At 41.5% G+C, this 24354-nt stretch carries 23 protein-coding genes; 12 read left to right on the top strand and 11 right to left on the bottom strand.

Going from position 1 to position 24354, the window contains the following annotated elements; genetic code table 11:
- Nucleotides 1–31: 31 nt before the first annotated feature.
- From ampC to MKL32_RS14880, 3 genes are all read right to left on the bottom strand, one after another.
- A complete protein-coding gene (gene ampC, locus MKL32_RS14890; RefSeq protein ID WP_005403471.1) occupies nucleotides 32–1219 on the bottom strand; it encodes a class C beta-lactamase in 1188 nt (395 codons plus the stop codon).
- Nucleotides 1220–1244: 25 nt separating this feature from the next.
- Nucleotides 1245–2402, bottom strand: coding sequence for a PQQ-dependent sugar dehydrogenase (locus tag MKL32_RS14885; RefSeq protein ID WP_039908685.1), 1158 nt, complete (start codon nucleotides 2400–2402; stop codon nucleotides 1245–1247).
- 110 nt (nucleotides 2403–2512) lie between these two features.
- The gene (locus MKL32_RS14880) at nucleotides 2513–2965 is read right to left on the bottom strand and encodes a YcgN family cysteine cluster protein (RefSeq protein WP_004951112.1); all 453 of its coding nucleotides are present in this window, start codon (nucleotides 2963–2965) and stop codon (nucleotides 2513–2515) included.
- A gap of 184 nt (nucleotides 2966–3149) precedes the next feature.
- Here MKL32_RS14880 and MKL32_RS14875 point away from each other — a divergent pair, with 184 nt between their 5' ends.
- From MKL32_RS14875 to ahr, 7 genes are all read left to right on the top strand, one after another.
- Nucleotides 3150–3308, top strand: a complete 159-nt coding sequence (locus MKL32_RS14875; RefSeq protein WP_004910276.1) for a DUF1328 family protein — start codon at nucleotides 3150–3152, stop codon at nucleotides 3306–3308.
- A 161-nt stretch (nucleotides 3309–3469) separates the two neighbouring features.
- On the top strand, nucleotides 3470–4207 hold the full coding sequence (locus MKL32_RS14870) for a dienelactone hydrolase family protein (RefSeq protein WP_004910277.1): 738 nt from the start codon (nucleotides 3470–3472) through the stop codon (nucleotides 4205–4207).
- Nucleotides 4208–4428: 221 nt separating this feature from the next.
- On the top strand, nucleotides 4429–5466 hold the full coding sequence (gene mutY / locus MKL32_RS14865; protein WP_005403473.1) for an A/G-specific adenine glycosylase: 1038 nt from the start codon (nucleotides 4429–4431) through the stop codon (nucleotides 5464–5466).
- Between the two features lie 15 nt (nucleotides 5467–5481).
- Nucleotides 5482–6042 (top strand): M23 family metallopeptidase, encoded by a 561-nt coding sequence (locus MKL32_RS14860; RefSeq protein WP_373866318.1) that lies wholly within the window; start codon nucleotides 5482–5484, stop codon nucleotides 6040–6042.
- Nucleotides 6043–6051: 9 nt separating this feature from the next.
- Nucleotides 6052–6297, top strand: a complete 246-nt coding sequence (locus MKL32_RS14855) for a hypothetical protein (protein WP_004910282.1) — start codon at nucleotides 6052–6054, stop codon at nucleotides 6295–6297.
- Nucleotides 6298–6332: 35 nt separating this feature from the next.
- Nucleotides 6333–6887 (top strand): DNA-3-methyladenine glycosylase I, encoded by a 555-nt coding sequence (locus MKL32_RS14850; RefSeq protein WP_005403474.1) that lies wholly within the window; start codon nucleotides 6333–6335, stop codon nucleotides 6885–6887.
- 29 nt (nucleotides 6888–6916) lie between these two features.
- Nucleotides 6917–7942 carry an NADPH-dependent aldehyde reductase Ahr gene (ahr, locus tag MKL32_RS14845; protein ID WP_270900715.1) on the top strand — a complete coding sequence of 342 codons (1026 nt, stop codon included), beginning with the start codon at nucleotides 6917–6919 and terminating at the stop codon, nucleotides 7940–7942.
- On the opposite strand, the gene MKL32_RS14840 is transcribed toward ahr, so the two are convergent.
- Nucleotides 7939–9366, bottom strand: a complete 1428-nt coding sequence (locus MKL32_RS14840; protein WP_151831308.1) for an aminotransferase-like domain-containing protein — start codon at nucleotides 9364–9366, stop codon at nucleotides 7939–7941. The two genes, ahr and MKL32_RS14840, sit on opposite strands and share 4 nt — an antisense overlap.
- A gap of 90 nt (nucleotides 9367–9456) precedes the next feature.
- On the opposite strand from MKL32_RS14840, the gene MKL32_RS14835 reads away from it, so the two are divergent.
- Entirely contained in the window at nucleotides 9457–9867 is a 411-nt protein-coding gene (locus MKL32_RS14835) for a hypothetical protein (protein WP_270900714.1), read from the top strand.
- On the opposite strand, the gene MKL32_RS14830 is transcribed toward MKL32_RS14835, so the two are convergent.
- On the bottom strand, nucleotides 9815–10717 hold the full coding sequence (locus tag MKL32_RS14830; protein ID WP_270900713.1) for a LysR family transcriptional regulator: 903 nt from the start codon (nucleotides 10715–10717) through the stop codon (nucleotides 9815–9817). The two genes, MKL32_RS14835 and MKL32_RS14830, sit on opposite strands and share 53 nt — an antisense overlap.
- Nucleotides 10718–10850: 133 nt before the next feature.
- Between MKL32_RS14830 and dkgB the strand changes: the two genes are divergently transcribed.
- Nucleotides 10851–11657 (top strand): 2,5-didehydrogluconate reductase DkgB, encoded by an 807-nt coding sequence (gene dkgB / locus MKL32_RS14825; protein WP_270900712.1) that lies wholly within the window; start codon nucleotides 10851–10853, stop codon nucleotides 11655–11657.
- Between the two features lie 2 nt (nucleotides 11658–11659).
- Entirely contained in the window at nucleotides 11660–12847 is a 1188-nt protein-coding gene (locus MKL32_RS14820; RefSeq protein ID WP_087540670.1) for an MFS transporter, read from the top strand.
- Nucleotides 12848–12882: 35 nt separating this feature from the next.
- Here MKL32_RS14820 and MKL32_RS14815 read toward each other — a convergent pair whose 3' ends face one another.
- The 6 genes from MKL32_RS14815 to MKL32_RS14790 form a co-directional block, all read right to left on the bottom strand.
- On the bottom strand, nucleotides 12883–13530 hold the full coding sequence (locus MKL32_RS14815) for an START domain-containing protein (RefSeq protein ID WP_004965151.1): 648 nt from the start codon (nucleotides 13528–13530) through the stop codon (nucleotides 12883–12885).
- A 100-nt stretch (nucleotides 13531–13630) separates the two neighbouring features.
- The gene (gene dapB, locus MKL32_RS14810) at nucleotides 13631–14452 is read right to left on the bottom strand and encodes a 4-hydroxy-tetrahydrodipicolinate reductase (RefSeq protein ID WP_004910297.1); all 822 of its coding nucleotides are present in this window, start codon (nucleotides 14450–14452) and stop codon (nucleotides 13631–13633) included.
- A 251-nt stretch (nucleotides 14453–14703) separates the two neighbouring features.
- Nucleotides 14704–15816 carry a molecular chaperone DnaJ gene (dnaJ, locus tag MKL32_RS14805; RefSeq protein WP_004951083.1) on the bottom strand — a complete coding sequence of 371 codons (1113 nt, stop codon included), beginning with the start codon at nucleotides 15814–15816 and terminating at the stop codon, nucleotides 14704–14706.
- Nucleotides 15817–15957: 141 nt separating this feature from the next.
- Nucleotides 15958–16335 carry a hypothetical protein gene (locus MKL32_RS14800; protein ID WP_039047234.1) on the bottom strand — a complete coding sequence of 126 codons (378 nt, stop codon included), beginning with the start codon at nucleotides 16333–16335 and terminating at the stop codon, nucleotides 15958–15960.
- A 132-nt stretch (nucleotides 16336–16467) separates the two neighbouring features.
- A complete protein-coding gene (locus MKL32_RS14795; protein ID WP_004910306.1) occupies nucleotides 16468–19596 on the bottom strand; it encodes an efflux RND transporter permease subunit in 3129 nt (1042 codons plus the stop codon).
- A gap of 2 nt (nucleotides 19597–19598) precedes the next feature.
- The gene (locus MKL32_RS14790) at nucleotides 19599–20699 is read right to left on the bottom strand and encodes an efflux RND transporter periplasmic adaptor subunit (protein ID WP_004910310.1); all 1101 of its coding nucleotides are present in this window, start codon (nucleotides 20697–20699) and stop codon (nucleotides 19599–19601) included.
- A gap of 153 nt (nucleotides 20700–20852) precedes the next feature.
- Here MKL32_RS14790 and MKL32_RS14785 point away from each other — a divergent pair, with 153 nt between their 5' ends.
- Nucleotides 20853–21476: a TetR/AcrR family transcriptional regulator gene (locus tag MKL32_RS14785; protein ID WP_270900711.1), complete on the top strand. Its 624-nt coding sequence runs from the start codon at nucleotides 20853–20855 to the stop codon at nucleotides 21474–21476.
- Between the two features lie 84 nt (nucleotides 21477–21560).
- Nucleotides 21561–24242 (top strand): phosphoenolpyruvate carboxylase, encoded by a 2682-nt coding sequence (gene ppc / locus MKL32_RS14780; protein WP_004965157.1) that lies wholly within the window; start codon nucleotides 21561–21563, stop codon nucleotides 24240–24242.
- Nucleotides 24243–24354 lie beyond the last annotated feature (112 nt).

Genomic DNA, 24354 nt, shown 5'->3' with positions numbered 1-24354 from the left:
TACAATTTGAATCTACCAACAACTGATCAAGTTAAGGGGCTGCCTTCTGTTTCAGAATCTGCTGCATCGCTTGATAGGTTGCTTTAATACGCGCTTCATTTGGGAAATTGGTATTGGCGAGCATCACCATACCGATTTTATGCTGAGGGACAAATGCGGCATAAGCTCCAAAGCCATTGGTAGATCCTGTTTTATTAAAATAAGTGGATTGTGAGGCAATTTGGGGGTGTTTGATCAGCGTTACTGCATGGCTTTCTAAAGCCATTTTACTTGAGTTGCCTTGTAAAAGTGTTTCAAGCTTAACGGGATAAGCATATTGCTCCCATCCCAAACCCTGCGTCATTGCACCGACTTTATAATAACCGATATGGGTATTTTCAACGCCTTGACGAATTGGCCGATCTAATTGAGCTGAATTGATCTGTGCATCTAAAAATTTCAGCATATCCGAACTACTGCTTTTAACACCATAGGCTTCAGCATCAAACATCCCCGCTGATACACGGATTGCTTGGTTATTCTTATAGCCCCAAGCATATTGTGACATCTTTTGTTCAGGGACATGAATATAACTCTGTGTCATTCCTAATTGAGGAAGTAAGGTTTTCTCTATCAATTCCGCATATGGCTTTTTCATCGCCAAAGCTGTGACATAACCCATTAAACCAATACTCGGATTTGAGTATTGACGAGCCTCCCCGATTTTGGTTTTTGTTTTCCAGTTTTGAAAATATTGAACCATATCCTGCTGAGTAACAACTTCATCTGGAAATTGCAGTGGAAAACCACCTGCACTATAGGTTCCCAAATTCAGCAATGTAGCCTGATTCACTGCTGTATTTTTAAGCTCAGGGAAGTATTTGGCAGGATGATCCGATAATGACAACCTCCCTTGTGCTTGCGCATACCCCGCTAAAGTCGCATTGAACGTTTTACTGACTGAACCAAGTTCAAACAAGGTACTATTGGTCATAGCTTGTTTGCTTTGTAGCGAAGCAACACCATAATTTACAAAGTAATGTTGACCATCTAAAGTCACGGCAACGGCTAAACCAGGAATTTTGTATTCTTCTAAAAGTGGTTTAAATTGCTGATCGACAATCTTTTTTATTTGTAGCTCAGTTAAAGGCTGTGCCCATAAACTCGAGCTACAGGACAACAGCCCAATCAACATCAATGTTTTATTTGAAAATAAATTTTGGTATTTCGACTGCATCATTAATCTTTTCACTTTGAGTTCATATTTAGTTTGCATTGAGCTTTAGCAATTTTGCTTGTGGACCATCTTGAATCACCCAAATCGAACCGTCTTGTGCTTGTTGTAAGCCACGAATTCGTTGCTTCATATCCAAACGTTGCACTTCTTTAACGGGTTGCGATTTTAAATCAACCACAACAATCGACTTGGAAGACAAACCACCAATCAAAGCTTTCTGCTGCCATAACGGGAATTTATCACCCGTGTAAATAATCATGCTTGAAGGTGAAATCACAGGTGTCCAATCGATTGCAGGCGCTTTAAATTCTGGGCGAGTTTTATGATCTGGAATTGGTAATCCTGAGTAATGATCGCCATTCGATACGATTGGATAACCATAGTTCGCGCCTTTAAGAATCTGATTAAGTTCATCACCTCCTTTCGGCCCCATTTCCACTACCCACAATTGTTTTTGGTCATCAAACGCCATACCCAGTGGATTACGATGACCCAATGACCAAATTTCAGCAGTCACGCCACCTTGTTGGCTAAAAGGGTTATCTGATACAGGAGTTCCGTCTTCATTTAAACGTAGAATCTTACCTAGATTGCTTTTCATATCTTGGGCAGGATCGAATTTTTGTCGCTCACCTGAACTTACCCAAAGTTTTCCATCAGCACCGAATAACATACGATGAGCATAATGTCCTTGCCCTGACACTTTAGGTACTTGCTGCCAAATTCGTTTTAAATCCGTTAACTTCGGTTGCTCAGGATTAGATAAATCAAGTTTGGCACAAGAAATTTCAGCACCATAACCACCACTGCCTTGCACAGCATAGCTGAGATAAATCCAATGATTATTTTTAAAATCAGGATGCAAGACTACATCACCTAAGCCACCTTGCCCCCCATAACTTACAGTGGGGATGCCCTGAACATTAAGATTCTTCTTAGTTTTAGGATCAAATAATTCTAACTGTCCTTTACGCTCAGTGATCAGTAAACGCTGATCAGGCAAGACAACAACAGCCCAAGGTTCATCAAACTGGGCAAAAGTATCAATTCGAAAAGTTTGGTTGAGCGTATTTTGAGTATGTTGAACAGAGTTTTCTGGTGCCTTAGAGTTGGTGTTATTGGGACCACAAGCGAGTAGCAAAAGTGCACTGCTACAAATTAAAGGTGCTACAAATAATTTTGACATGACTGATCTCCCTTCGCATTCATTCATATTACGGAGATCAGCACATAGAAATACTGTAAAATTGTTGTTTTTGATCAAGATCCACTTAACCAAACGATATGATTAAAAGATCAACGCACCCACCGTACGACATAATCTTCAATGTCATCTTCATTAACTTCAGTTTCTGAAATACAACGTCCTGCCGCAGATTTTTTTGCTTTTAGAACACTCTGACGAGAGCCAGTATTCAAATAATGCCATGACGGAAGATTTTTCCCCTCATTCAGACGTCTGTAAGCACAGCTTGGGGGCAACCATGTAATCGTTTGCAAACGTTCAGGGGTTAATTGTAGACAATCTGCAACATGCTCTTGGCGGTGTGCATAGTCTGAACAACGTGCCGTTTTACAGTCTAGAAGCTTACATGCCACTTTGGTATATACGACTTCTGCGGTGTCTTCATCTTCAAGCTTGACCAAACAGCACAAACCACAGCCATCACATAGAGCTTCCCACTCAGCAGGGTTTAGCTGATCAAGTGAGTAGTTTTTCCAAAAGTTCGGACGCAGTTCTAAAGACATGGTTTTAAGCTAAAGAGGAGAATGTGCATATTATAGCATTCCAATTCAAAAAACTGAGTTACTGAAATCATTCGCTTTTTAACACTTCTTTCTATAGTGAACATTTCAACCACAGAAACACCACATTTTGCTCAAAAAATACACGCTATAGTAAAAACATAATAAAATTAGGAGGGTAACTCATATGTTCCGTTGGGCTATTATATTTGCAATCATCGCATTAATTGCTAGTTTACTTGGCTTTGGTGGTGTAGCAGGTTTATCCAAAGATTTTGCCGTTATTTTACTGGTTGTCGCTGTTATTCTCGCTGTCGTGGGCTTTTTGTCACGTGGCAAAGTATAGAAAATCAACATCTCAATTTATAAAAAGAAGAATCTTTGTATTCTTCTTTTTTATTGCCATTATTTAACAAAAGCAACAGTTTATTAGTTTTCTCAGCGTATCAACTTTTGCTTTTTATGTTTTAATCAATGCATTCTAAAAATACAGATTAGGATTTGAAAATGAGCTTCCCGATTACAACTCGTGAAATTGAATATACAGCACCAGATGGTCAACGTTTGGTAGGTTATTTTGCTGCACCTGCAATCGATATGCCGACAGCAGGCGTAATCGTTGCACCTGAATGGTGGGGACGTAATGAATATACAGAACAACGTGCACGTGAACTGGCTGAACACGGCTTTGCTGCTCTCGCAATTGATATGTATGGTGATAAGAAAGTAACAACAACTTCAACACAAGCATACGAATGGATGATGCAAACGTTTGAGCATGTGGATACTGTAGTTGATCGTGCACAAGCAGGTCTAAATACTTTGGCAAATCAGCCTGAGGTAAATGCCGAAAAACTTGCAGCGATTGGCTTCTGCTATGGCGGCAAAGTGGTATTGGATCTAGCTCGCTCAGGTGCTAACTTAAAAGCGGTAACAACGTTCCATGCGAATCTCAGTCCCAAAGCTCCTGCTGAAAAAGGTAAGCTAAAAGCAGAAATCTTAGTGTTACATGGTGAACTAGATAGCATGGTGACTTTGGACGATGTTGCAAGTTTCCGTGAAGAAATGCACGCTGCTGAAGTGAACCATGAAGTAATTATTTTCGAAGATGCTAAACATGGTTTTAGTAACCCACAAGCCGATGAGCGTGCTAAAGCCAATAACGTAGATTTGGGCTATAACGCAGAAGCAGAGCGTCAAGGTCTTGAAGCGATGTATGAATTGTTAGATAAGCATTTAAAGTAATTTTAAAATTCGTATTTATACCAATACTCGCCAACATTGACTTGTGAAACGGCGACATGGATGTCGCCAACAGAGTGCAATTTTTTTCGAGAGTTTTTAGAAATTTCAGATAATCCTCTCATCCTCCTAGATAGAAATCGTAAAGCTCATGAGCTCTTCGCACAAACCCTCTAGTGCATATTTCCGCTATACTATAATTCTACTTTTCAATGTTCTGATTCATGTCTGATTTCTCATTTTCTGATGCTTTACTTACATGGTTTGATCAACATGGTCGCCATGACCTACCTTGGCAAGTTGCCGATGACCCGTATAAAGTTTGGGTGTCAGAAATTATGTTGCAACAGACTCAAGTCAAAACAGTGTTGCAATATTTCGATCGTTTTATTCAACGCTTTCCTACCGTAAATGATCTAGGTCAGGCAAGCTGGGATGATGTTGCTCCTTTTTGGGCGGGTCTTGGATATTATGCAAGAGCAAGAAATTTGCACAAAGCCGCAGCGATTGTTCATCAGCAAGGTAAATTCCCTGCAACCTTAGAACAATGGATTGAACTTCCTGGGATCGGACGCTCAACCGCAGGGGCGCTCATGTCGCTCGGTTTGCGTCAATACGGTGTAATCATGGATGGCAATGTGAAACGTGTTTTGGCTCGTTTCTTTGCGATTGAAGATGATTTATCCAAGCCACAACATGAGCGTGCTTTATGGAAAATTGCTGAAGATTTATGTCCAGAACAGCGAAATCATGACTATACCCAAGCCATTATGGATTTGGGTGCAACAGTATGTACTCCGAAAAAACCTCTCTGTTTATATTGCCCTATGCAACAACACTGTCAGGCATATCAACAAGGCCTAGAACAAGAGTTGCCATTTAAAAAGACCAAGAAACCTGTTCCTGTTAAAACAGCAAGTGTCGTTGTGATTCAGTCAGGTGAAGAATGGTTTTGGCAACAGCGTGAAGCTCATGGTCTTTGGGGTGGATTGTATTGTCTTCCTATCATTGAAAGTGCAACTGAATTACAACAGATCGAACAGCACTTTAAGTTACAAGCTCAAGTATCATCCTTACAGATCAGTCATAGTTTTACACACTTCACATGGTTGCTCGATGAAAAAATGTTCCACGTGGAACATGATCAGAAAGAACAACTGAGCTTAGAATTAAATGGGATATGGCTCACACCAGAATCTGCGATTGCTAAAGGTATTCCAACCGCGATGAAGAAACTGATCACTGCAAAACAAAAAACTTAAACACTTTAAAATGCGATGGATCAAAACATAGGAGTTTATGTGCGACATTCAATTTCGTATACGGTGATTGGACTGCTCATTATTTTTCTATCTGCGTGTACCACCACACCCCAAAAACCATCTCCTTTACCCAGTGCACAAGTCAGCAAATTAAAAAATATGGGCTTAGACTCTCGTCTCCCCATACCTGTAAAAGGTGTTCGCAAAAACGAGTTGCGCGATACTTGGGGAGCTGCACGTAGCCAAGGGCGAAGCCATGAAGGGATTGATATCATGGCAGAGCGTGGCACGAAAGTGTATAGTGCAACCGAAGGACTCATCGCAGATTTACGCAATAATAATTTGGGTGGCAAGGTCATTTGGATCTTAGGACCATCAGGTTCTTGGCACTACTATGCACATCTGGATGACCACAAACGCGGACTTAAAGTTGGGGATTATATTCGCAAGGGTGATGTGATTGGCTATGTCGGCAATACAGGTAATGCACGTCATACTGCTCCGCATTTACATTACGGTATTTATTTAAATGGCAAAGGGCGTGGAGCAGTCAATCCATACCCATATTTACGTTAGGAACACACAATGTCAGAAGCATTGATAGAACGTCTGGTTACATTTGCAGAATCAGGAAATCAGCAAAAAATTATTCTGAATGGCACCAGCTATCAAGGTTGGATTATGGAAATCACCGAAGATGCTTTGCTGATCAGCACAGGTTTCGCAGATAAATCTGGTAAAGACTTTTGGTTGAAATTCACTGATTTGAGTTCTGCTGAGTTGTATTATTGGGATACTCGCCCAAATGAATGGGTTGCATTCAAACTTTAATTTTCTCGATATTTATAACGATAAGGAGCATCAAAATGACAATTCAACGCTGTGGTTGGTGCTCTGATGACCCCCTGTATATCGCTTACCATGATGAAGAATGGGGTAAGCCTGAATACGATGAAGCGCGTTTATTTGAAATGCTTTGCCTAGAGGGTCAACAAGCTGGCCTTTCTTGGATTACTGTACTCAAGAAAAGAGAACACTACCGTGCTCATTTCTTTCAACATCCTGTAGCAAAAATTGCCGAGCTTACAGATGATCAACTGGAACATAAACTGAGTGATACAGGTCTGATTCGCCATTTAGGTAAACTAAAAGCAATTCGAGACAATGCGATTGCTTGGCAACAATTAAAGCAGGATGTGGACGATGTCTCTGCATGGCTGTGGGCTTTTGTCAGTCACGATGTATTGAACAATGATGTGATCAATTATCGAGAAGCCCCAGCACAAACAGAGATCAGCCAAACCCTGTCTAAAACCTTAAAAAAGCGTGGATTTAAGTTTGTGGGTCCAACGACTTGTTATGCATTCATGCAAGCTGTGGGCATGGTCAACGATCACGAAAATCATTGTCCCTTTAAATAAAATACAATCCTATCCAAAGGAGTCCTTCCATGAGCAACAATCAAATACGTGCTTATGCTGCGATGCAAGCAGGTGAACAACTGGTTCCTTATAAATTTGACGCAGGCGATTTACAAGCCCATCAAGTCGAAGTCAAAGTTGAATATTGTGGTTTATGTCATTCAGATATTTCAGTGATTAATAATGATTGGCGATCATCTACTTATCCTGTGGTTGCTGGTCATGAAATTATTGGAACCATCACTGCTCTTGGTTCTGAAGCGAAAGGACTCAAAGTAGGTCAACGTGTAGGTATCGGATGGACAGCAGAAAGTTGTCAAGCTTGTGATCCCTGCATCGGTGGTAATCAAGTGTTATGTACTGGCGGCAGTGTTGCAACGATCGTAGGACATGCTGGTGGATTTGCAGATAAAGTTCGAGCTGGCTGGCAATGGGTGATTCCCCTACCCGATGATTTAGACCCAGAAAGTGCAGGTCCTTTGTTATGTGGCGGGATTACCGTTTTCGATCCTCTACTTAAACATAAAATCCAAGCCACGCATCATGTCGGTGTAATTGGTATCGGTGGCTTAGGTCACATGGCGATTAAACTGCTCAAAGCATGGGGTTGTGAAATTACGGCATTTAGCTCAAATCCTGAGAAAACTGATGAGCTGAAAGCCATGGGTGCAGATCACGTTGTGAATAGCCGCGATGCGCAGGCCATCAAAGCTCAACGAGGAAAATTTGATTTATTGTTGAGTACAGTCAATGTGACGCTAAACTGGCAAGCCTTTCTCAGTACTTTAGCACCTAATGGCTCATTGCATTTTCTAGGTCTGACTTTAGAACCTATTCCAGTTTCAGTCGGTGCTTTGATTGATGGTGCCAAATCAGTAACAGGTTCACCGACGGGTTCCCCTTTAGCACTTCGTCAACTTCTTCAATTTGCAGCACGTAAAAATATCGCCCCGCAAATTGAACTCTATCCTATGTCACAGCTCAACGATGCCATTGAGCGACTTCATTCAGGTCAAGCACGTTATCGCATCGTCTTGAAAGCAGACTTCGACTAACTCAATTTCGACGTGAGACTTTCTCTGACCCAATCCGCCAACTGCTGAATAGCTTGGCGGATTTCATCAGTCAAAGCATGGCCAGCGTTTAATCGTAGAAAATGCTGATAACGCTGATCTTCACCAAATACCTCACCTGGAACGATATTGATTCCATATTGCTGCGCGCGATAATACAACTCTAAACCTGTAATGGTGTTTGGTAGTTGCATCCACAGCGCATATCCACCACTCGATTGGCTAAGTGCGATCGGAATCCCCTGAAACTGCTCCAAAATACATGCACGATATTGTTCGACTTGCTGCATGAGAGCAGGTCTTAAACGCTCCAAATGCTCTCGATAGGCACGACTATAGATAAAGTCGGCTAAACCAAGCTGTAAGGGGGTATTAACCCCAACATTATTTGCTAACAGAGCTGGTCTTAAGTGCTGTAATTGTTGACCTAAACAAAACCACCCCACACGATAAGCACTGGATAAAGATTTAGAAACAGAACCACACCAAATTACATAGCCCTGTTGATCCCAATAACGAATCGGTAAAGGGCGTTCTTTTTGAAAACTACATTCAGCATAAATATCATCTTCCAAAACAAAGCATTGATACTTTTGTGCCAACTCGGCAATTTTTTGCTTTTGCTGATTGCTCAGACAATAGCCCAAAGGATTTTGAAAATTCGCAGTCAGTAAGCATAACTTCGCACTACCCTGCTGCATAAAATATTCTAACCGCTCTAGGTCTATGCCTTGATGATCCGCAGGTATTTCAATAATTTTACGTTTCAATCCTGCAAGGAGCTGAAGCTGACCGTTAAAGGTTGGTGTTGGAACGATAATACTATCGCCCTCTCGACTCATTTGCTGAATCAAGAGTGACAGTGCAGGCATACATCCATTACTAATAAAAATATCGTCTGGGGCGATATAGATACCATCCTCACGCCAATGATCAGAAAGTGCTTGTCGGAGCTGTAGATGTCCTTGTTTATTACAGTACAAAAAATCTTCAGGTTGGCAATGCTTCAAAGCTCGCTGCAAAGAACGGCGTAACCCATGCACAGGTATTAAATGAGGAGATAACTGAATCGCACCTAAGGGCGTTAAATGACTTTGTATGGATGCCGTTTGGATTTGATTTTGCAACTCTAAATTTGAAACTCGTCTTGGCATCGATTCAAATTTTGGGCTTTCAGGTACCGGACTTTGGTATTGTCTCGAGCTAACAAAGTAACCTGATTTAGGCTTGACATAGATCAAGCCTTTGGCTTCTAACAATTCATAACATTGCTGCGCTGTACTTAAACTGATTTTTTGTTGGCGTGCAAATTCTCTTAATGAACTTAACTTCTGTTGCGGTTGCAGTTCATGTTGGTAAATCTTTTGTGACAGCTGTTCCGCCAAGCGTTGATATTGAAATGTCATGTCTGTACTGATTTTTTAAAAATTTCTGTATCTGTATTGGTTTATACAACACCTTTAAGCTATAAAAATCAACAGCAGAGGAGTAAAACAATGAAAATTAATAACTTATTTTTAGTGAGTATATTGCTACTTACAGGTTGTCAGTTGCCTGATCAGAAAACACATCAGCAGCAAGAAATTTGCAAATCTCTCGCTGAAGGTTATTTGAAAATTCAAAACCGACAAGGTTATGAGCTATGGAAACTAAAAAATCATAACCCTCAAACCAAAACAGATACGGTAGAGTTGACCTATAAAAAACCCAATGAAAATGGTGTGGTCGTAAGCGCATCATTATTACCAACAGTTGTTTTGGAGTGTACGCGCAAAGAGCAACAGATTGTCATGTCTATCCCTCAAACAACAGGAGAATCTATTCCTGTTCTCGAAGTTCAAGTTCCACCCATATCTACTGACACACAGAAAAACCTTGGCTTAGTTGCTCAGACAAAAATTCAATAAAGAGACGAACACGTTTGGGTAAATGCTCTTGTTGGTAATAAACAGCATGGATGCTTTGATAAGAGTGCTCAATTTGGTCTTCAAATAATGCGACCAAACGTCCTTCGTTTAAATCTTGCCAGATTTCAAACTCAGATAATCGTGCAATTCCCTGTCCTCGTAGACACAATTGCCGTACTGTCTCCCCACTAGATGCTTTGATTTTGGCTTGTGCAAAGAAGTATTCATCATCTACTTTAATCGGCCACTGATTAATATGAATCGGGCGTGTGAAGCCAATTAAATCATGCTGTAACAATTGTTTTGCTTGCGTCGGTGTCCCCATCCGTTTTAAGTAATGTGGACTTGCCACAATATACAAGCGACTTTTACATACCAATTTTGCATGAAGACTTGAATCATGTAATTCACCAAAGCGAAATGCGACATCAGTTTTATGCTCTAGTAAATCAATCACTTGATCATTACTGTTTAATTCAATTTCAATATTCGGATAGCGCTGCCGAAATACGCGCATCAAAGGAGCAATCACGTGCAAGATAAATGGCGCAGCCGAATCAACACGAATCAAACCAGATGTATCTTGATCTGAACGCTGCAAAGCCTCTTCGGCCACACTCAAATCATTTAAAATCTTTCGGGCATGCGCTAAGAACTGCTGACCTTCTTGAGTGAGTTTTAATTTTCGTGTGGTGCGTTCCAGCAAAGTCACTTCAAGCTTAGACTCTAAACGACTCAAAGAACGACTCAAGCCAGATGCTGTTTGACCTAATCGCTCAGCAGCTGCAATAAATGAACCTGTATCAACAATCGTTATAAAAGCGAGCAATTCCTCAATACTTGATTTCATTATCACCCCCTATTGTTGATATTCAGTCAACTATATTTTGCAAATTCATCTATTTTTTAGCAACAATAATCATCGCAAAATTGCCTTCATCAACAAATTAGACTCTTTTGAGTTAAAAAATTAGGTGAAGAATATGCAAATCCCTCAATTTGGTTTAGGTACTTATCGTTTAAATGATAAAATCCTGATTGATTCAGTCAAAACTGCCTTAGATGTCGGCTATCGCGCTATTGATACAGCACAAATTTATGAGAATGAAGCAGCAGTAGGACAGGCTATCCGTGAAAGCGGGATTGCTCGCCAAGATTTATTCTTAACTACAAAAATATGGGTCAATAACTTTTCTGAACAACGCCTGATCCCAAGCCTAAAAGAAAGTTTGCAAAAAATAGGCACTGAAGCAGTTGATCTGACCTTAATCCATTGGCCAGCACCATCGCAAGGGACAGATATCACAGAAGTGATGCAATTATTATTAGAAGCCAAACAACAAGGCTTAACCAAACTCATTGGGATTTCAAATTTCAATATTGCACTTACTCAACAAGCGATTGATAGCATTGGCGCGGAACATATTGCCACCAATCAAATCGAACTAAGCCCTTATTTGCAAAATCAAAACTTGGCAAATTACCTGACACAACAACAGATTGATGTGACCTCTTATATGACTCTTGCTTACGGGAAAGTGCTCAAAGACCCAACTTTGCTTGAGATTGCAGCACAACATCAGGCTACTTCAGCACAAGTTGCTTTAGCTTGGGCATTACAAAAGGGTTATGCGGTTATTCCATCATCAACCAAACGTGAGAACCTGATCAGCAACTTGAAAGCACAAGAATTAAAACTAAGCGGACAAGAGATGCAGCTGATTGCGGAACTGGATCGTAATGGTCGTGAAATTGACCCACCTGAACTTGCACCAGTATGGGATAAATAAACATGAAGCAGCGCATCAATCTTCCTTTGCTCGCATTAGCTATTGGTGCGTTTGCCATTGGAACCACTGAATTCTCGCCTATGGGCTTATTGCCGAACATTGCCCATGATCTTGGTGTTTCGATTCCAAGTGCAGGTATGTTGATTACAGGTTATGCCTTGGGGGTGATGCTAGGTGCCCCAATCGTCACTTTATGGTTCGGTGGTTTTGCTCGTCGCAATGCTTTAATTCTTCTGATGGCCATTTTTACCATAGGCAACTTAATTGCGGCATTTGCACCAAATTATATGAGTCTGATGGGCGCACGCTTGATTACCAGTCTCAATCACGGTGCTTTTTTCGGGATTGGCTCAGTCGTCGCTGCGAGTGTCGTACCTGCACATAAACAAGCCAGTGCTGTAGCTACCATGTTCATGGGACTAACAATTGCCAATATTGGTGGCGTTCCTTTAGCGACATGGGTAGGACAAACCATTGGCTGGCGGATGTCTTTTCTTGCGATTGCGGTGTTGGGTGTAGTAACGATGTTTTCTCTATGGAAAGCACTGCCTGTGGGTGCTGTTGGAAAAAAACCCGACGTTAAAATGGAATTAAAAGTTCTCACTCGGCTCCCTGTGATTTTGGCACTTCTTACCACCGTGTTCGGTGCCTCCGCAATGTTTACCCTTTACACCTATATCGCCCCGAGTTTAGTTGCTTTCAATCACGCCTCACCGATGTTTATCACCATGATGTTAGTTTTAATTGGAGTTGGCTTTTCGATTGGAAACCATCTAGGTGGCAAGCTTGCAGATCGATCTATTGATAAGACGTTAATTGGCTTCTTCATCGCCTTGATTGTATTGATGGCCGTTTTCCCTCTGCTGGCCCAAACCCAAGTCGGAGCAGCTGTTGGGCTGGTTCTATGGGGCGCGGCAGCATTTGCAATTGTACCATCACTGCAAATGCGCGTTATGTCGGTAGCACATGAAGCATCTGGTCTCGCTTCCTCTGTAAATATCGGAGCATTTAACTTAGGCAATGCAGTTGGCGCGGCGGCAGGAGGAGCTGTTTTAAGTCTAGGTCTGAGCTATGCCTCAGTATCAATGATCGGAGCAGCTCTTGCAGCGATTGGATTACTTTTGGTGTTTATCCAAATCTTTCTCGCATCTCGATCTAAGCTTAACTATCAGCACTGCACCCAAACCTAGAACATAAAAAAGCCTGATTGAATCAGGCTTTTTTATTACTTCAGTACATCTGGTAATTTCGGTTGTGCATACAAAGGATTATTCACTTCCTTTTTCATTTTCATCAGCATTTGATAGGGTTGTTGCTGTACAAACATATTCACAAAACTAAGCGGAATTGCACCAGCTGGATCTGCATAACCTGTTGTAGATACTTTGACTTTATTATTTGCTAACTTTTGAAAAGTCCAATCACCCTCATAGCGGGTTAAACGAATCACATCAGGCTGTTCAGGATAGTTATTTTTAATGGCATTGTTTTTAATACTAATACTGCCATCCGCATTTTTACTCATTTTCCCTTTAATCACCACATCGCGATCTTTTAATGGAAAAGGAAAATCAAGCACCATATATAATGTGAACTCGCCCTTCTTCTCGTCTCGAGATAATAGTTGAGCCTTACCCACATATGGAACCCATTGTGGGGTGCGTTCAACATCAAGAACTACGGCTACAGCCCGTTCTAATGGCACATCAAACGTTGTTTCTGCTTTATATTGGAATACTGGATTATTTTTAGTTTGATATGTCCAAACTTTAATATTATTTCGATGCAAACTGAGTTTTGGAGCTTCTGCGGCACTGACGACCAAACTCGTCGCACTTAGCAGCGTAGCAAGAACAATATGTTTTTTATTCATGTCATGCTCAATTGTTGTAATGAGGTTTGGAGCTTATCGTGCTTTTTGGGATTTATTGAAAGCGCAATAAGCTCTTTTTATAGTGCAAAAAGGGAACTTTTTATACTTGAATATCGTTAAAGCCTAAGACATCTTTCATGTCATATTTACGAGCTTCACGCCCTACAACCCATGCTGCTGCACGTACTGCACCCGAAGCGAAGTTCATACGGTTTGTCGCTTTGTGCGTCACTTCAACACGTTCACCTTCACCGATAAACATAACGGTATGCTCACCCACAATATCGCCACCACGAATGGTTTCAAAACCGATAGTTTGACGATCACGTGGACCCGTATAGCCTTCACGACCATAGACTGCAACTTCTTTTAAGTTGCGCCCTAAGGTATCAGCGATTGCTTCACCCATCATAAATGCTGTGCCAGACGGTGCATCTACTTTATGACGGTGATGTGCTTCAATGATTTCGATATCGACCGTATCACCAAATACTTTTGCTGCAAGTTCCAAAAGTTTGATTGATACATTTACACCTACAGAATAGTTTGCAGCATAAACAACTGGGGTTTGAGTTGCTGATTCATCTAAGAATGCTTTTTGTTCCTCAGACATGCCCGTCGTTCCAATCACCATCGCTACACCAGCTTCACGACAAAGCTTTAAGTGTTGTTCTGTTGCGGCTGGTGCAGTGAAATCAATCACCACGTCACAATCTTTTAATACTTCAGCTAAACTGCCAACGATCTTTACGCCCAAACTTCCAACGCCTGCAAGCTCACCTGCATCTGCGCCGACTAAACTGCTTTCAGGGCGTTCTACTGCTGCTGCAAGTTGATAGCCTGCTTCTTGTACAGCCTGAATCAGAATACGGCCCATGCGTCCGCCAGCACCTAAGATCCCAATGCGTGGAGAAGTTGACATAATGTTTCCCAGTCTTTTATTTAAACAATTTCGCTACTATAGCAAATGAATGGCATCTATACATCTATAAAGTATTACTTATCATAGACTTAAATCCCCCTAACACCTCTTTAAAAATAGAGGGTAAATTTCTGCTAATTCAGTATGTTATAGGATAGACAATGCTCCCTCATTTGAAAAATGAAGGTTGCTGAGGATTTAAAATTTCCCATAAAAAAACCTGCCGAAGCAGGTTTTTTTATTGATGCCTATTAATCAAAGAGGCGATCAAAGAATGATTTTTTCTTTGGAGACGATGCATGACCATCACCATCTAAAGATGCTTGTAATTCTTTAAGTAACTCGCGTTGACGGCTAGTTAAATTTACTGGGGTTTCTACAACGATGCGGCAAAGTAAATCACCCACCATACTGCTACGTACAGGACGAACACCTTTGCCACGTAAACGGAATAATTTACCCGTTTGAGTCCCCTCAGGAATCTTCAAACTCACACGACCGTCCAAGGTTGGGATTTCAATTTCTTTACCCAAAGCGGCATCCGCGATACTAACTGGCACATCCATATATAGATCAGCGCCATCACGTTGGAAAATCTCATGCTCGCGCACAACCACTTCAACGTATAAATCACCTGATTGACCATCACGAATCGCTTCGCCTTTACCTGTTAAGCGAACACGATCACCGTTGTCCACACCCGCAGGGATGGTAACTTCAAGTGTTTGTTGACGATCTGCAACACCAGAGCCATGACAAGTATTACAAGGATTTTTAATAATTTTGCCTTGACCACGACAGGTGCTACAAGTTTGCTGCACAGAGAAGAAGCCCTGTTGCATACGAACTTGACCTGAACCATGACAAGTACGGCATGTTTCGACATCGTTTGGATTTTTAGATCCTTTGCCATCACAAGTTTCACATGGCGCAGGAGCCGTAAAAGTAATGGTTTTTTTAACGCCTTTAACTGCTTCTTCTAAGGTCAATTCCATCACATAGCGGAGGTCTGAACCACGGCGTTGGCGTTGCTGCTGGCGACCGCCACCAAATGCACCACCAAAAATATCACCAAATTGGCTGAAAATATCTTCGGCACTAAAACCGCCACCGAAGCCACCGCCACCACCAAAACCACCTTCAAATGCACTATGTCCAGCACGGTCATACATACTGCGCTTTTCACTGTCAGACAGGATTTCATAGGCTTCTGATGCTTCTTTGAATTTTTCTTCAGCTTCAGCGTTGTCAGGGTTACGGTCAGGGTGATACTTCATCGCCAACTTACGATAGGCTTTTTTGATCTCATCATCACCTGCGGTTTTCGAAACGCCTAAAACCTCATAATAATCACGTTTAGCCATGGTTGGCGATGCTCCTCACGGAATTTATTAAATCTCTACGAATAAATAGGCTCTGTTGATCTTATTTTTGAGATCAACAGAGCCTAGATAGGGGCTATATTACAAATTTACAAGGTCTAAGTTAATAAAAAAGCAGCTTTATTAGAAAACTGCTTTATTTTTTAAATACTTAGAAAGTCCTTTCAGCCAAGCATTCAACAAGAATAACCAAGCAATTGAACTAAATACGACACCTGTGACTGTTGTAGCAGTCACCCAAATTGCACTGTCCCATGCAAAAAAGAACAATGGGATAAACCACAAAGAGGCAAAAAAAGCCATCATAATAAATAACAGCACATTACGCATGATCCATAGGGCATGCGCATGAATCCAAACTTCGGCATTATCCACAATCGCAACTTTTCGTGCAAACATGTATGCAAACGCAGCAAACAAAATTGTAAATAATGCAAGAAACATGAACACGTAAGAAATCGCTACATAGCGACGATGCTGTTCAATATTGTCTTGCCCCATGCTCTATTTCACCTCAATCCATGCATTTTGCCAAATCAATCATGCAATGAAATTCAATTATTTTTTGGTCTTAAAATATAGGTGCTACTATATTGAAATTTTCAATATTTCGCACCTTTATTCACAAAATAATTACGTTAGATATGTTGCTTTTTTGACCTTAAACCACGCTGCATAGAGTGCAGGCAGGAAAAATAGGGTTAATAAGGTCGCAACAATCAATCCACCCATAATTGCAACAGCCATTGGACCAAAGAAAATACTGCGTGAAAGTGGGATCATTGCAAGAACTGCAGCGAGTGCTGTCAGTACAATCGGACGGAATCGTCGCATCGTCGCATCAATCACCGCATCCCATGCTGCTTGTCCAGCCTGAATATCTTGCTCAATCTGATCAATCAAGATCAATGAGTTACGCATGATCATACCAGACAAGGCGATTGTCCCAAGCATAGCCACAAAACCAAAAGGCTTATTAAACAATAGCAAGAATGCAACAACGCCTATTAACCCTAATGGTGCGGTTAACAATACAATCGTCGCACGCGACATACTGCGTAATTGAATCATGAGCAAAGTCATCACTACAGCTAGGAATAATGGCATTCCTGCATTGACTGAACTTTGACCCTTAGCAGATTCTTCAACAGTTCCCCCAACTTCGAGCAAATAACCATTTGGCAGATCATCACGCAAGTCCTGCATCTGATCAGCTAACTGCTGAACTACCGTGGCAGGTTGTAGATGGCTACGAATATCTGCTCTTACAGTAATGGTTGGTAAACGGTTACGATGCCAAATCAAGCCTTCTTCAAATCGTGATTCGATTTTTGCAATCTGTGCCAATGGGACTGTTGTGCCCTGCGTTGTCGGAACGGCTAAAGATGCTAAAGATGCCACTTCTGCACGCTCAGCCTGATCTCCTCGCAAGCGAATTTCAATTAACTCACGTTTTTCGCGATACTGATTCATCACTGTACCAGTCACCGAAGCATTCAAGAAATTGGCTAAATCAAAACTCGTAACACCCATTTGACGCGCACGGTCTTGATCGATTTCGATAGCAATAATCTTGCTTGGCTCACCCCAATCTAAATGCACATTGGTGGTATTCGGATCTTCACTCATCACTTTTGCCACTTTTTGTGCCCATAGACGCACGGTGCTTAGATCTTCTCCTGAAACACGATATTGCAATGGGTATCCCACTGGTGGACCATTTTCGAGCAACGAAACACGCGTACGCACTTGAGGCAATAATTGCTTGATTTGCGTTTCTAAAGAACGGCGAATTTCATCACGATCATCTAAAGACGATGCGAGTACGACAAACTGCGCAAAACTGGCTTGCGGTAGTTGTTGGTCTAAAGGTAAGTAAAAGCGAGGAGAACCTGTTCCAACGTAGGCAACATAATTATCGATCCCTTTTTGTTTAGATAAGAATGACTCCACCTTTTTAACAGCCTGTTCAGTCGCTGTCAGTGACGCACCTTCTTCAAGTTTTAAATCCACTAAGATTTCTGCACGGTTAGATGGTGGAAAGAATTGTTGAGGAACGAATTTAAACATCGCAACTGATAAAACAAAGATTGCCACCGTGACTCCGATTACTGTTTTACGGTACGTAATACAGAGCTCTACCATACGACGGAAAGACTGATAAAACTTGGTTTGATAGGGATCATGGTGCTGTCCATGTGCCTGTACAACAGGTTCAGGCTGTTTCCGCAATCTCGCCCAAAGCCTCAAATACCATGCTGCTTTCTGTTGTTGCTTGGTGAAGTCAGGGAGTAATTTTTCACCCAAATATGGAACAAAGAGTACGGCTGCTATCCATGACACAATTAACGCAATCGTTACGACTTGGAAAATAGAACGTGTATATTCGCCAGTGCCTGATTGTGCCGTTGCAATCGGTAAGAAACCTGCTGCGGTAATCAATGTTCCTGTCAGCATTGGAAATGCCGTGGTTTGCCACGCAAATCCTGCTGCTTTGAGTCTGCTATAGCCCTGCTCCATTTTAATTGCCATCATTTCAACAGCAATAATGGCATCATCGACCAACAAACCGAGTGCAAGAATCAAGGCACCGAGGGAAATCTTATGCAGACCGACATCAAATAGATTCATCCCTGCAAAGGTCATTGCCAAAACGAGTGGAATAGACAAAGCCACCACCAGTCCTGTGCGAAAACCCAATGAAAAGAAGCTGACCAATAAAACGATAATAACCGCTTCAGCCAATACCTTTAAAAATTCCTGAATACTGCGTTGTACTGCGACGGGTTGATCTGAAACTTTTTGAAGTTTCATGCCCACAGGCAATGATTTCTGCAAATGATTAAATTCGGTTTCTAAGTTTTTGCCCAAAGCGATAATGTCACCGCCTTTGCGCATCGAAACCGCGATGCCAATTCCATTTTCCCCCATAAAACGCATGCGAGGCTGAGCAGGTTCACTGAAGCCCCGATAAACATCAGCAACATCCCCCAATTGAATGGTTTTATCACCGACCAATAGCGGCATTTTTTTCAGATCATCTACACTGTGCAAATGTCCACTGACGCGAAGTTGAATACGATCTGTGCCAGTCTCAAAGAATCCTGCACTTGCCATATCATTTTGCTTTTGTATCGCTTCTTGAATCGCTGTCACAGGTACACCGAGCTGCACCGCTTTGGTATTGGATAATTCAATCCATATTTTTTGATCTTGTAATCCGACTAAATTGACCTTGCTCACATCTTTGACTCGTTGCAATTGCAGTTGCAAACGATCGGCATATTCTTTCATTACCGCATAGTCAAAATCGTTCCCTGTAAGGACATAGATGTTGCCAAAAGTATCGCCAAACTCATCATTGAAAAATGGTCCTTGTACACCACTGGGTAACTGATGGCGGATATCATTGACCTTTTTTCTGACGTTGTACCAAACATCAGGTATTGCACTCGAAGGTAAACTGTCTTTAGCAACAAAAGTCACCAAAGATTCACCAGGACGTGAATAAGCCATGATGCGGTCATACTGACCTGTAGTCATTAATTCTTTTTCAATTCGATCGGTCACGAGTGTCGAGACTTCTTTAGCCGTTGCACCTGGCCAATAAGTCTGTACCACCATCACTTTAAAGGTAAAAGGTGGGTCCTCACTTTGCGACAGCTTGGAATAAGACATAATCCCGACGATGCCGAGTAGCAGCATAAAATAAAGCACAATGCCTTTATTTTTCAGTGCCCATTCTGAGAGGTTAAATTTCATGATTAACCTCCAGTTTTGATCGTGACTTCACGATTCTCTCGGTCTACAGGATGAATCTTTTGTTGCTCACGTAACAAATGTACACCGCCAACCACAACCCAGTCCGTTGCTTTTAAACCAGACAGGACAGGAACACTATCTCGACCATAAGCACCCAAGCGAACTGGAACTTTACGTAAGGTCTTATTTGTCGTCACGACCCATACAAATGCCTGCTGATCATTAGCCGTCACACTAGAAAGTGGGACGCTGAGGACATTCGTTTGATTTGCAACAAAGAATACACGCGCACTTTGTCCCAACTGAATGCTAGATTGACCTTCCAATAAGGAAACCTTGACCGTAAATGTTCGAGATTGATCAGCAGCAGGAGAAACCTCTCGTACTTTAGCTGCAAAGCGAAGGTCTGGCTGAGACCACAGTGTGACCCAAGCAGGCTGCCCCACTTTAATCGTTGCGACTGCTTGTTCAGGGACTCCAAATACAACTTCACGCTCTCCATCAATCGCGAGCAGATAGGCAGCCTGTCCTGCTGCAACCACCTGACCCACTTCAATTTGACGTTCGGTAATCACGCCATTTTTATTGGAGATCAGCTGGTTATATCCCGTTTGATTCGAAGAAACTTCATAGTTTGAGCGTGCTTGTTGCAAACTTGCTTGTGCCGCTTCGTATTGATTTTTGATCGCATCAAATTGTGAGCGACTGACTGCATTTACTGGCAATAATTGCTGATAACGCTGATATTCTTGCGCTGCAATTTTTGCTGCTGCTTGTGCGCTGTCTAGCTGTGCTTTAGCTGCATTAAGTTGTAACTGAGCATCTTTAACATCTAACTTCGCTAATACTTGCCCAACTCTGACTCGATCACCAACATCAACAAAGCGTTCGGTAATTTGTCCTCCAACACGAAATGCCAATGCCGTTTGCTGTCTCGCCTGTACATCACCTGCATAGCTTTTTTGATCAATATGATTACTACTCGGTTGCGCGACCATGACATAAGGAATTTCTTCCGTCTTTGGAACCTCTTTTTGACATGCTGTTAAAGTGACACTGCTGAGTACGAGCAATCCCACAATTACATGATTTAGCAGATTCATCTCTTTTTCGCTCTTATTCAAATTGATTTTTTAAGGCACAATATGAATATCATGATAAATTGTTTATTTTTTAATTAATATACCCATGAGTACACTAATTAAAAATTAAAGTTATTTATTTGATTTTTAATTTAATTAAAAGAGAACGATAACGTGCAAAACAGTAGTGGTCGCCCTAAAGATTTGGAAAAAAGAGCTAAAATTTTACAGGCTGCGAAATCTCTTTTCCTAAAAATGGGTTATCACGTTGCCAACATGAATCAAATTGCCAAAGAAGCAGGCGTCACGAAACTGACCGTGTATAACCACTTTCAAGACAAAGCCAATTTATTTATCTGTGCAATAGAAGAAACCTGTGAAGAATCTATTTGTGCTAAAGAAATCATTCTCACGGCAGAAACCAATTTTACACAAGCACTCTATCTGATGTGCCATCGTGCTTTAACTATTATTTATCTTCCTGAGGCATTAAAACTTGATCGCTTATTGTTCGAACTCGCAGCAGAACAAAGCCCTTTAACACAGCAGTTTTTTGATGCTTCACATACGCGTATGAGCAATGTTTGGTGTAATTTTTTTGAGCAGGCAATCGCACTTAAATTTATTCGTGCTGACGATCCTTTAAAGCAAACTGAATTAATCGTGTCTTTAATGTTGGGCTTACGTCATTACCGAGTTCTACTCGGATTGGATGAAGTGCCGACCGCGAGTGAAATCGATCAGATGATTCAACAAGCGATTGAGCTTTTTTTGCTTAAATATCAACCCAAAAATTAAATAAAATTCACATTTTTTTACGTTCTGCTCTTGGATTGTCTCTCAATCACGTTATAGTCGAATGAGAACATCAGGAGAAATAGAATGATTCAACAAATCACAGCTCCATTACGGGAAGACGTCCGATTACTGGGCAACTTACTTGGCGAAACATTAAAACTACATGCTGGGCAAGATTTGTTTAATCAAATTGAGCAAATTCGCGCTTTAGCTAAAGGTGCACGTGACGGTCAAATAGAAGCTGAGAAGCAGTTAGAACAGCTTTTCCTTGGGCTAAAAGATGAGGAGATTTTGCCCTTAACACGAGCATTCTCACATTTTCTTAACTTCGCTAATATCGCTGAACAATATCACGTGGTACGTAGTCGACGTCATGCAGAGTTTGACGAGCATGCGCCTAGCCCAAATCCACTCACTCATCTATTTGAGAAATTTAAAAATCAGCAAATTTCTGAACAGCAATTATTTCAACAAATTTGCGATCTAAAAATTGAACTAGTACTCACAGCGCATCCAACAGAAGTGAGTCGTCGTACCCTGATCCAAAAATATGATGATATTACGGATTGTCTGTCTCAGCTTGATCAAAAGAAATTAACGCCTCGCGAACGTCAACAGACCATCGCCACACTCAAACAGCTAGTCACCTCTGCATGGCAAACCGATGAAATCCGTCAACACCGCCCGACGCCTGTAGATGAAGCAAAATGGGGGTTTGCAACGATTGAACAAACGTTATGGAATGCTGTACCTAAATTTATTCGTGAATTAAATGAATTAACACAACAGCATTGCCTGCAAGCTTTGCCTCTCAGCATAGCACCGATCCGTTTTGCTTCATGGATGGGTGGCGACCGCGATGGTAATCCGAATGTCACTCATCAAGTGACACAGGAAGTCCTGTGGTTATCGCGTTGGCAGGCTGCAGATTTATACCTCCGTGATATTGAAAATCTACGTTGGGAACTTTCTATCCAAAATTGTTCTAAAGAACTTAGTGAAGCTTTAGGTTATGAACATCCTGAGCCGTACCGTGAATATCTACGCATTACCCGTGAACGACTTAAAGCAACACGTTATTGTTTAGGTCAACGTTTACAAGGTTTGGATGCCGACGATAGCAATATCATTCGGAATAAAGATGAATTATTGGCCCCTCTTCTGCTTTGCTATCGTTCCCTTGTTGACAGTAACCTTGCGGAAATCGCCAATGGACAATTGCTTGATTTTATCTATCGTGTGAATTGTTTTGGGATTGAACTACTCAAACTTGATATCCGCCAAGAATCAGGTCGTCATCGTCAAGCCATTTCTGCGATTACGGAATATTTAGGTTTGGGTAATTTCGAATCGTGGACAGAACAAGCGCGTCAAAACTTCTTGATTCAGGAATTACAAAGTAAACGTCCATTATTACCTAAGTATTTGAATGAGCCAGAAGGTAGTCTCATTCAACATCCAGATGTGCTCGAAGTGTTTGCCACTATGCGTACCCTAGCTGAGCAACCAGCAGAGAGTTTAGGGGCTTATATCATTTCAATGGCTGAATATCCAAGTGATGTGTTGGCTGTATTGCTCTTGCAAAAAGAAGCGGGCATTCAACATCCTCTGCGTGTCGTGCCATTGTTCGAAACCTTGAAAGATTTGGACGGCGCTGCCAAAACCATGGATACCTTGTTTAATATGCATTGGTACAAGCAGCATATCCATGGCAAACATGAAGTGATGATTGGTTATTCTGACTCTGCCAAAGATGCAGGCTTTATGTCAGCAAATTGGGCTCAATATCGTGCACAAGAAGAACTCACCTCGGTTGCAAAAAAACATGATGTGCAATTAACCCTATTCCATGGTCGTGGTGGTTCAATCAGTCGTGGCGGTGCTCCAACCCAACAAGCGCTCTTTTCTCAACCACCAGGCTCAATCTCAGGTGCTATTCGTGTGACTGAGCAAGGTGAAATGATCCGCTTTAAATTTGGTTTAGAAGGGATTGCCTTACAAAACTTGGAAATCTATACTGCTGCGACCTTAGAAGCGACTTTATTACCACCGCCAGAACCTAAGAAAGAATGGCGTGATTTGATGAATCAGATGACGGATCTCTCCGTTAAGGTATATCGCCAAACGGTTCGTGAGAATCCAAATTTTGTGAGTTATTTGCGTACCGTTACACCAGAATTAGAGTTGCAAATGTTGCCATTGGGATCACGCCCAGCAAAACGAAAAGTAAGTGGCGGCATCGAATCCTTACGTGCAATTCCATGGGTATTTGCTTGGACACAAATTCGTTTGATGTTGCCCGCTTGGCTGGGAACTGGCACCGCAATTAATCAAGTGCATGAACAACATAAAAATACGCTCAATGACATGCTAGATCAGTGGCCGTATTTCCAAACCTTAATTGATATGTTGGAAATGGTACTGTCTAAATCAGATGCAGACATTGCGTTGTATTACGAATCTCATTTGACTGATGATCAGGACCTCAAAGCTCTCGGGATAGAGTTAAGACAACGATTACAAAATGCGGTTGATACACTTTTGAATCTGAAAGGTGAGTCTAAACTTCTGAGCAATAATGAAGTCTTAGATCAGTCGATGCAGGTTAGAAAACCTTATCTATTGCCACTTCATTTGTTGCAAGCTGAGTTGATGAAACGTCGTCGTTTATATTTAGCTGAGCATCAAACAGAACATACACCTGTTGATCATGCCTTAATGGTGAGTATTGCTGGTATTGCCGCAGGGCTTCGCAATACAGGTTAATCATTCTCTATGTCTAACCCTCATCAAATAATTCAGTTTGATGAGGGTTAAATTGGCAAAATATGCCAACTGGACAAAATTTTTTTAAATTTATTTTAAAAATTAAATTGAG

It is taken from the genome of Acinetobacter sp. AOR34_HL, from assembly GCF_027854795.1.
In the GTDB taxonomy this organism is placed as follows: Bacteria; Pseudomonadota; Gammaproteobacteria; order Pseudomonadales; family Moraxellaceae; genus Acinetobacter; species Acinetobacter junii.
This window is presented reverse-complemented; position numbering and strand designations above follow the sequence as displayed.

Coding starts and splice junctions, on each gene's coding strand:
- MKL32_RS14855 (WP_004910282.1), top strand. CDS start 6,052: ATGTCAGAAGCATTGATAGAACGTCTGGTTACATTTGCAGAATCAGGA.
- MKL32_RS14795 (WP_004910306.1), bottom strand. CDS start 19,596: ATGAAATTTAACCTCTCAGAATGGGCACTGAAAAATAAAGGCATTGTG.
- MKL32_RS14860 (WP_373866318.1), top strand. CDS start 5,482: ATGGATCAAAACATAGGAGTTTATGTGCGACATTCAATTTCGTATACG.
- MKL32_RS14880 (WP_004951112.1), bottom strand. CDS start 2,965: ATGTCTTTAGAACTGCGTCCGAACTTTTGGAAAAACTACTCACTTGAT.
- ahr (WP_270900715.1), top strand. CDS start 6,917: ATGAGCAACAATCAAATACGTGCTTATGCTGCGATGCAAGCAGGTGAA.
- dkgB (WP_270900712.1), top strand. CDS start 10,851: ATGCAAATCCCTCAATTTGGTTTAGGTACTTATCGTTTAAATGATAAA.
- dapB (WP_004910297.1), bottom strand. CDS start 14,452: ATGTCAACTTCTCCACGCATTGGGATCTTAGGTGCTGGCGGACGCATG.
- MKL32_RS14790 (WP_004910310.1), bottom strand. CDS start 20,699: ATGAATCTGCTAAATCATGTAATTGTGGGATTGCTCGTACTCAGCAGT.
- MKL32_RS14835 (WP_270900714.1), top strand. CDS start 9,457: ATGAAAATTAATAACTTATTTTTAGTGAGTATATTGCTACTTACAGGT.
- MKL32_RS14850 (WP_005403474.1), top strand. CDS start 6,333: ATGACAATTCAACGCTGTGGTTGGTGCTCTGATGACCCCCTGTATATC.
- mutY (WP_005403473.1), top strand. CDS start 4,429: ATGTCTGATTTCTCATTTTCTGATGCTTTACTTACATGGTTTGATCAA.
- MKL32_RS14870 (WP_004910277.1), top strand. CDS start 3,470: ATGAGCTTCCCGATTACAACTCGTGAAATTGAATATACAGCACCAGAT.
- ppc (WP_004965157.1), top strand. CDS start 21,561: ATGATTCAACAAATCACAGCTCCATTACGGGAAGACGTCCGATTACTG.
- MKL32_RS14820 (WP_087540670.1), top strand. CDS start 11,660: ATGAAGCAGCGCATCAATCTTCCTTTGCTCGCATTAGCTATTGGTGCG.
- MKL32_RS14815 (WP_004965151.1), bottom strand. CDS start 13,530: ATGAATAAAAAACATATTGTTCTTGCTACGCTGCTAAGTGCGACGAGT.
- MKL32_RS14885 (WP_039908685.1), bottom strand. CDS start 2,402: ATGTCAAAATTATTTGTAGCACCTTTAATTTGTAGCAGTGCACTTTTG.
- dnaJ (WP_004951083.1), bottom strand. CDS start 15,816: ATGGCTAAACGTGATTATTATGAGGTTTTAGGCGTTTCGAAAACCGCA.
- ampC (WP_005403471.1), bottom strand. CDS start 1,219: ATGATGCAGTCGAAATACCAAAATTTATTTTCAAATAAAACATTGATG.
- MKL32_RS14800 (WP_039047234.1), bottom strand. CDS start 16,335: ATGGGGCAAGACAATATTGAACAGCATCGTCGCTATGTAGCGATTTCT.
- MKL32_RS14840 (WP_151831308.1), bottom strand. CDS start 9,366: ATGACATTTCAATATCAACGCTTGGCGGAACAGCTGTCACAAAAGATT.
- MKL32_RS14875 (WP_004910276.1), top strand. CDS start 3,150: ATGTTCCGTTGGGCTATTATATTTGCAATCATCGCATTAATTGCTAGT.
- MKL32_RS14830 (WP_270900713.1), bottom strand. CDS start 10,717: ATGAAATCAAGTATTGAGGAATTGCTCGCTTTTATAACGATTGTTGAT.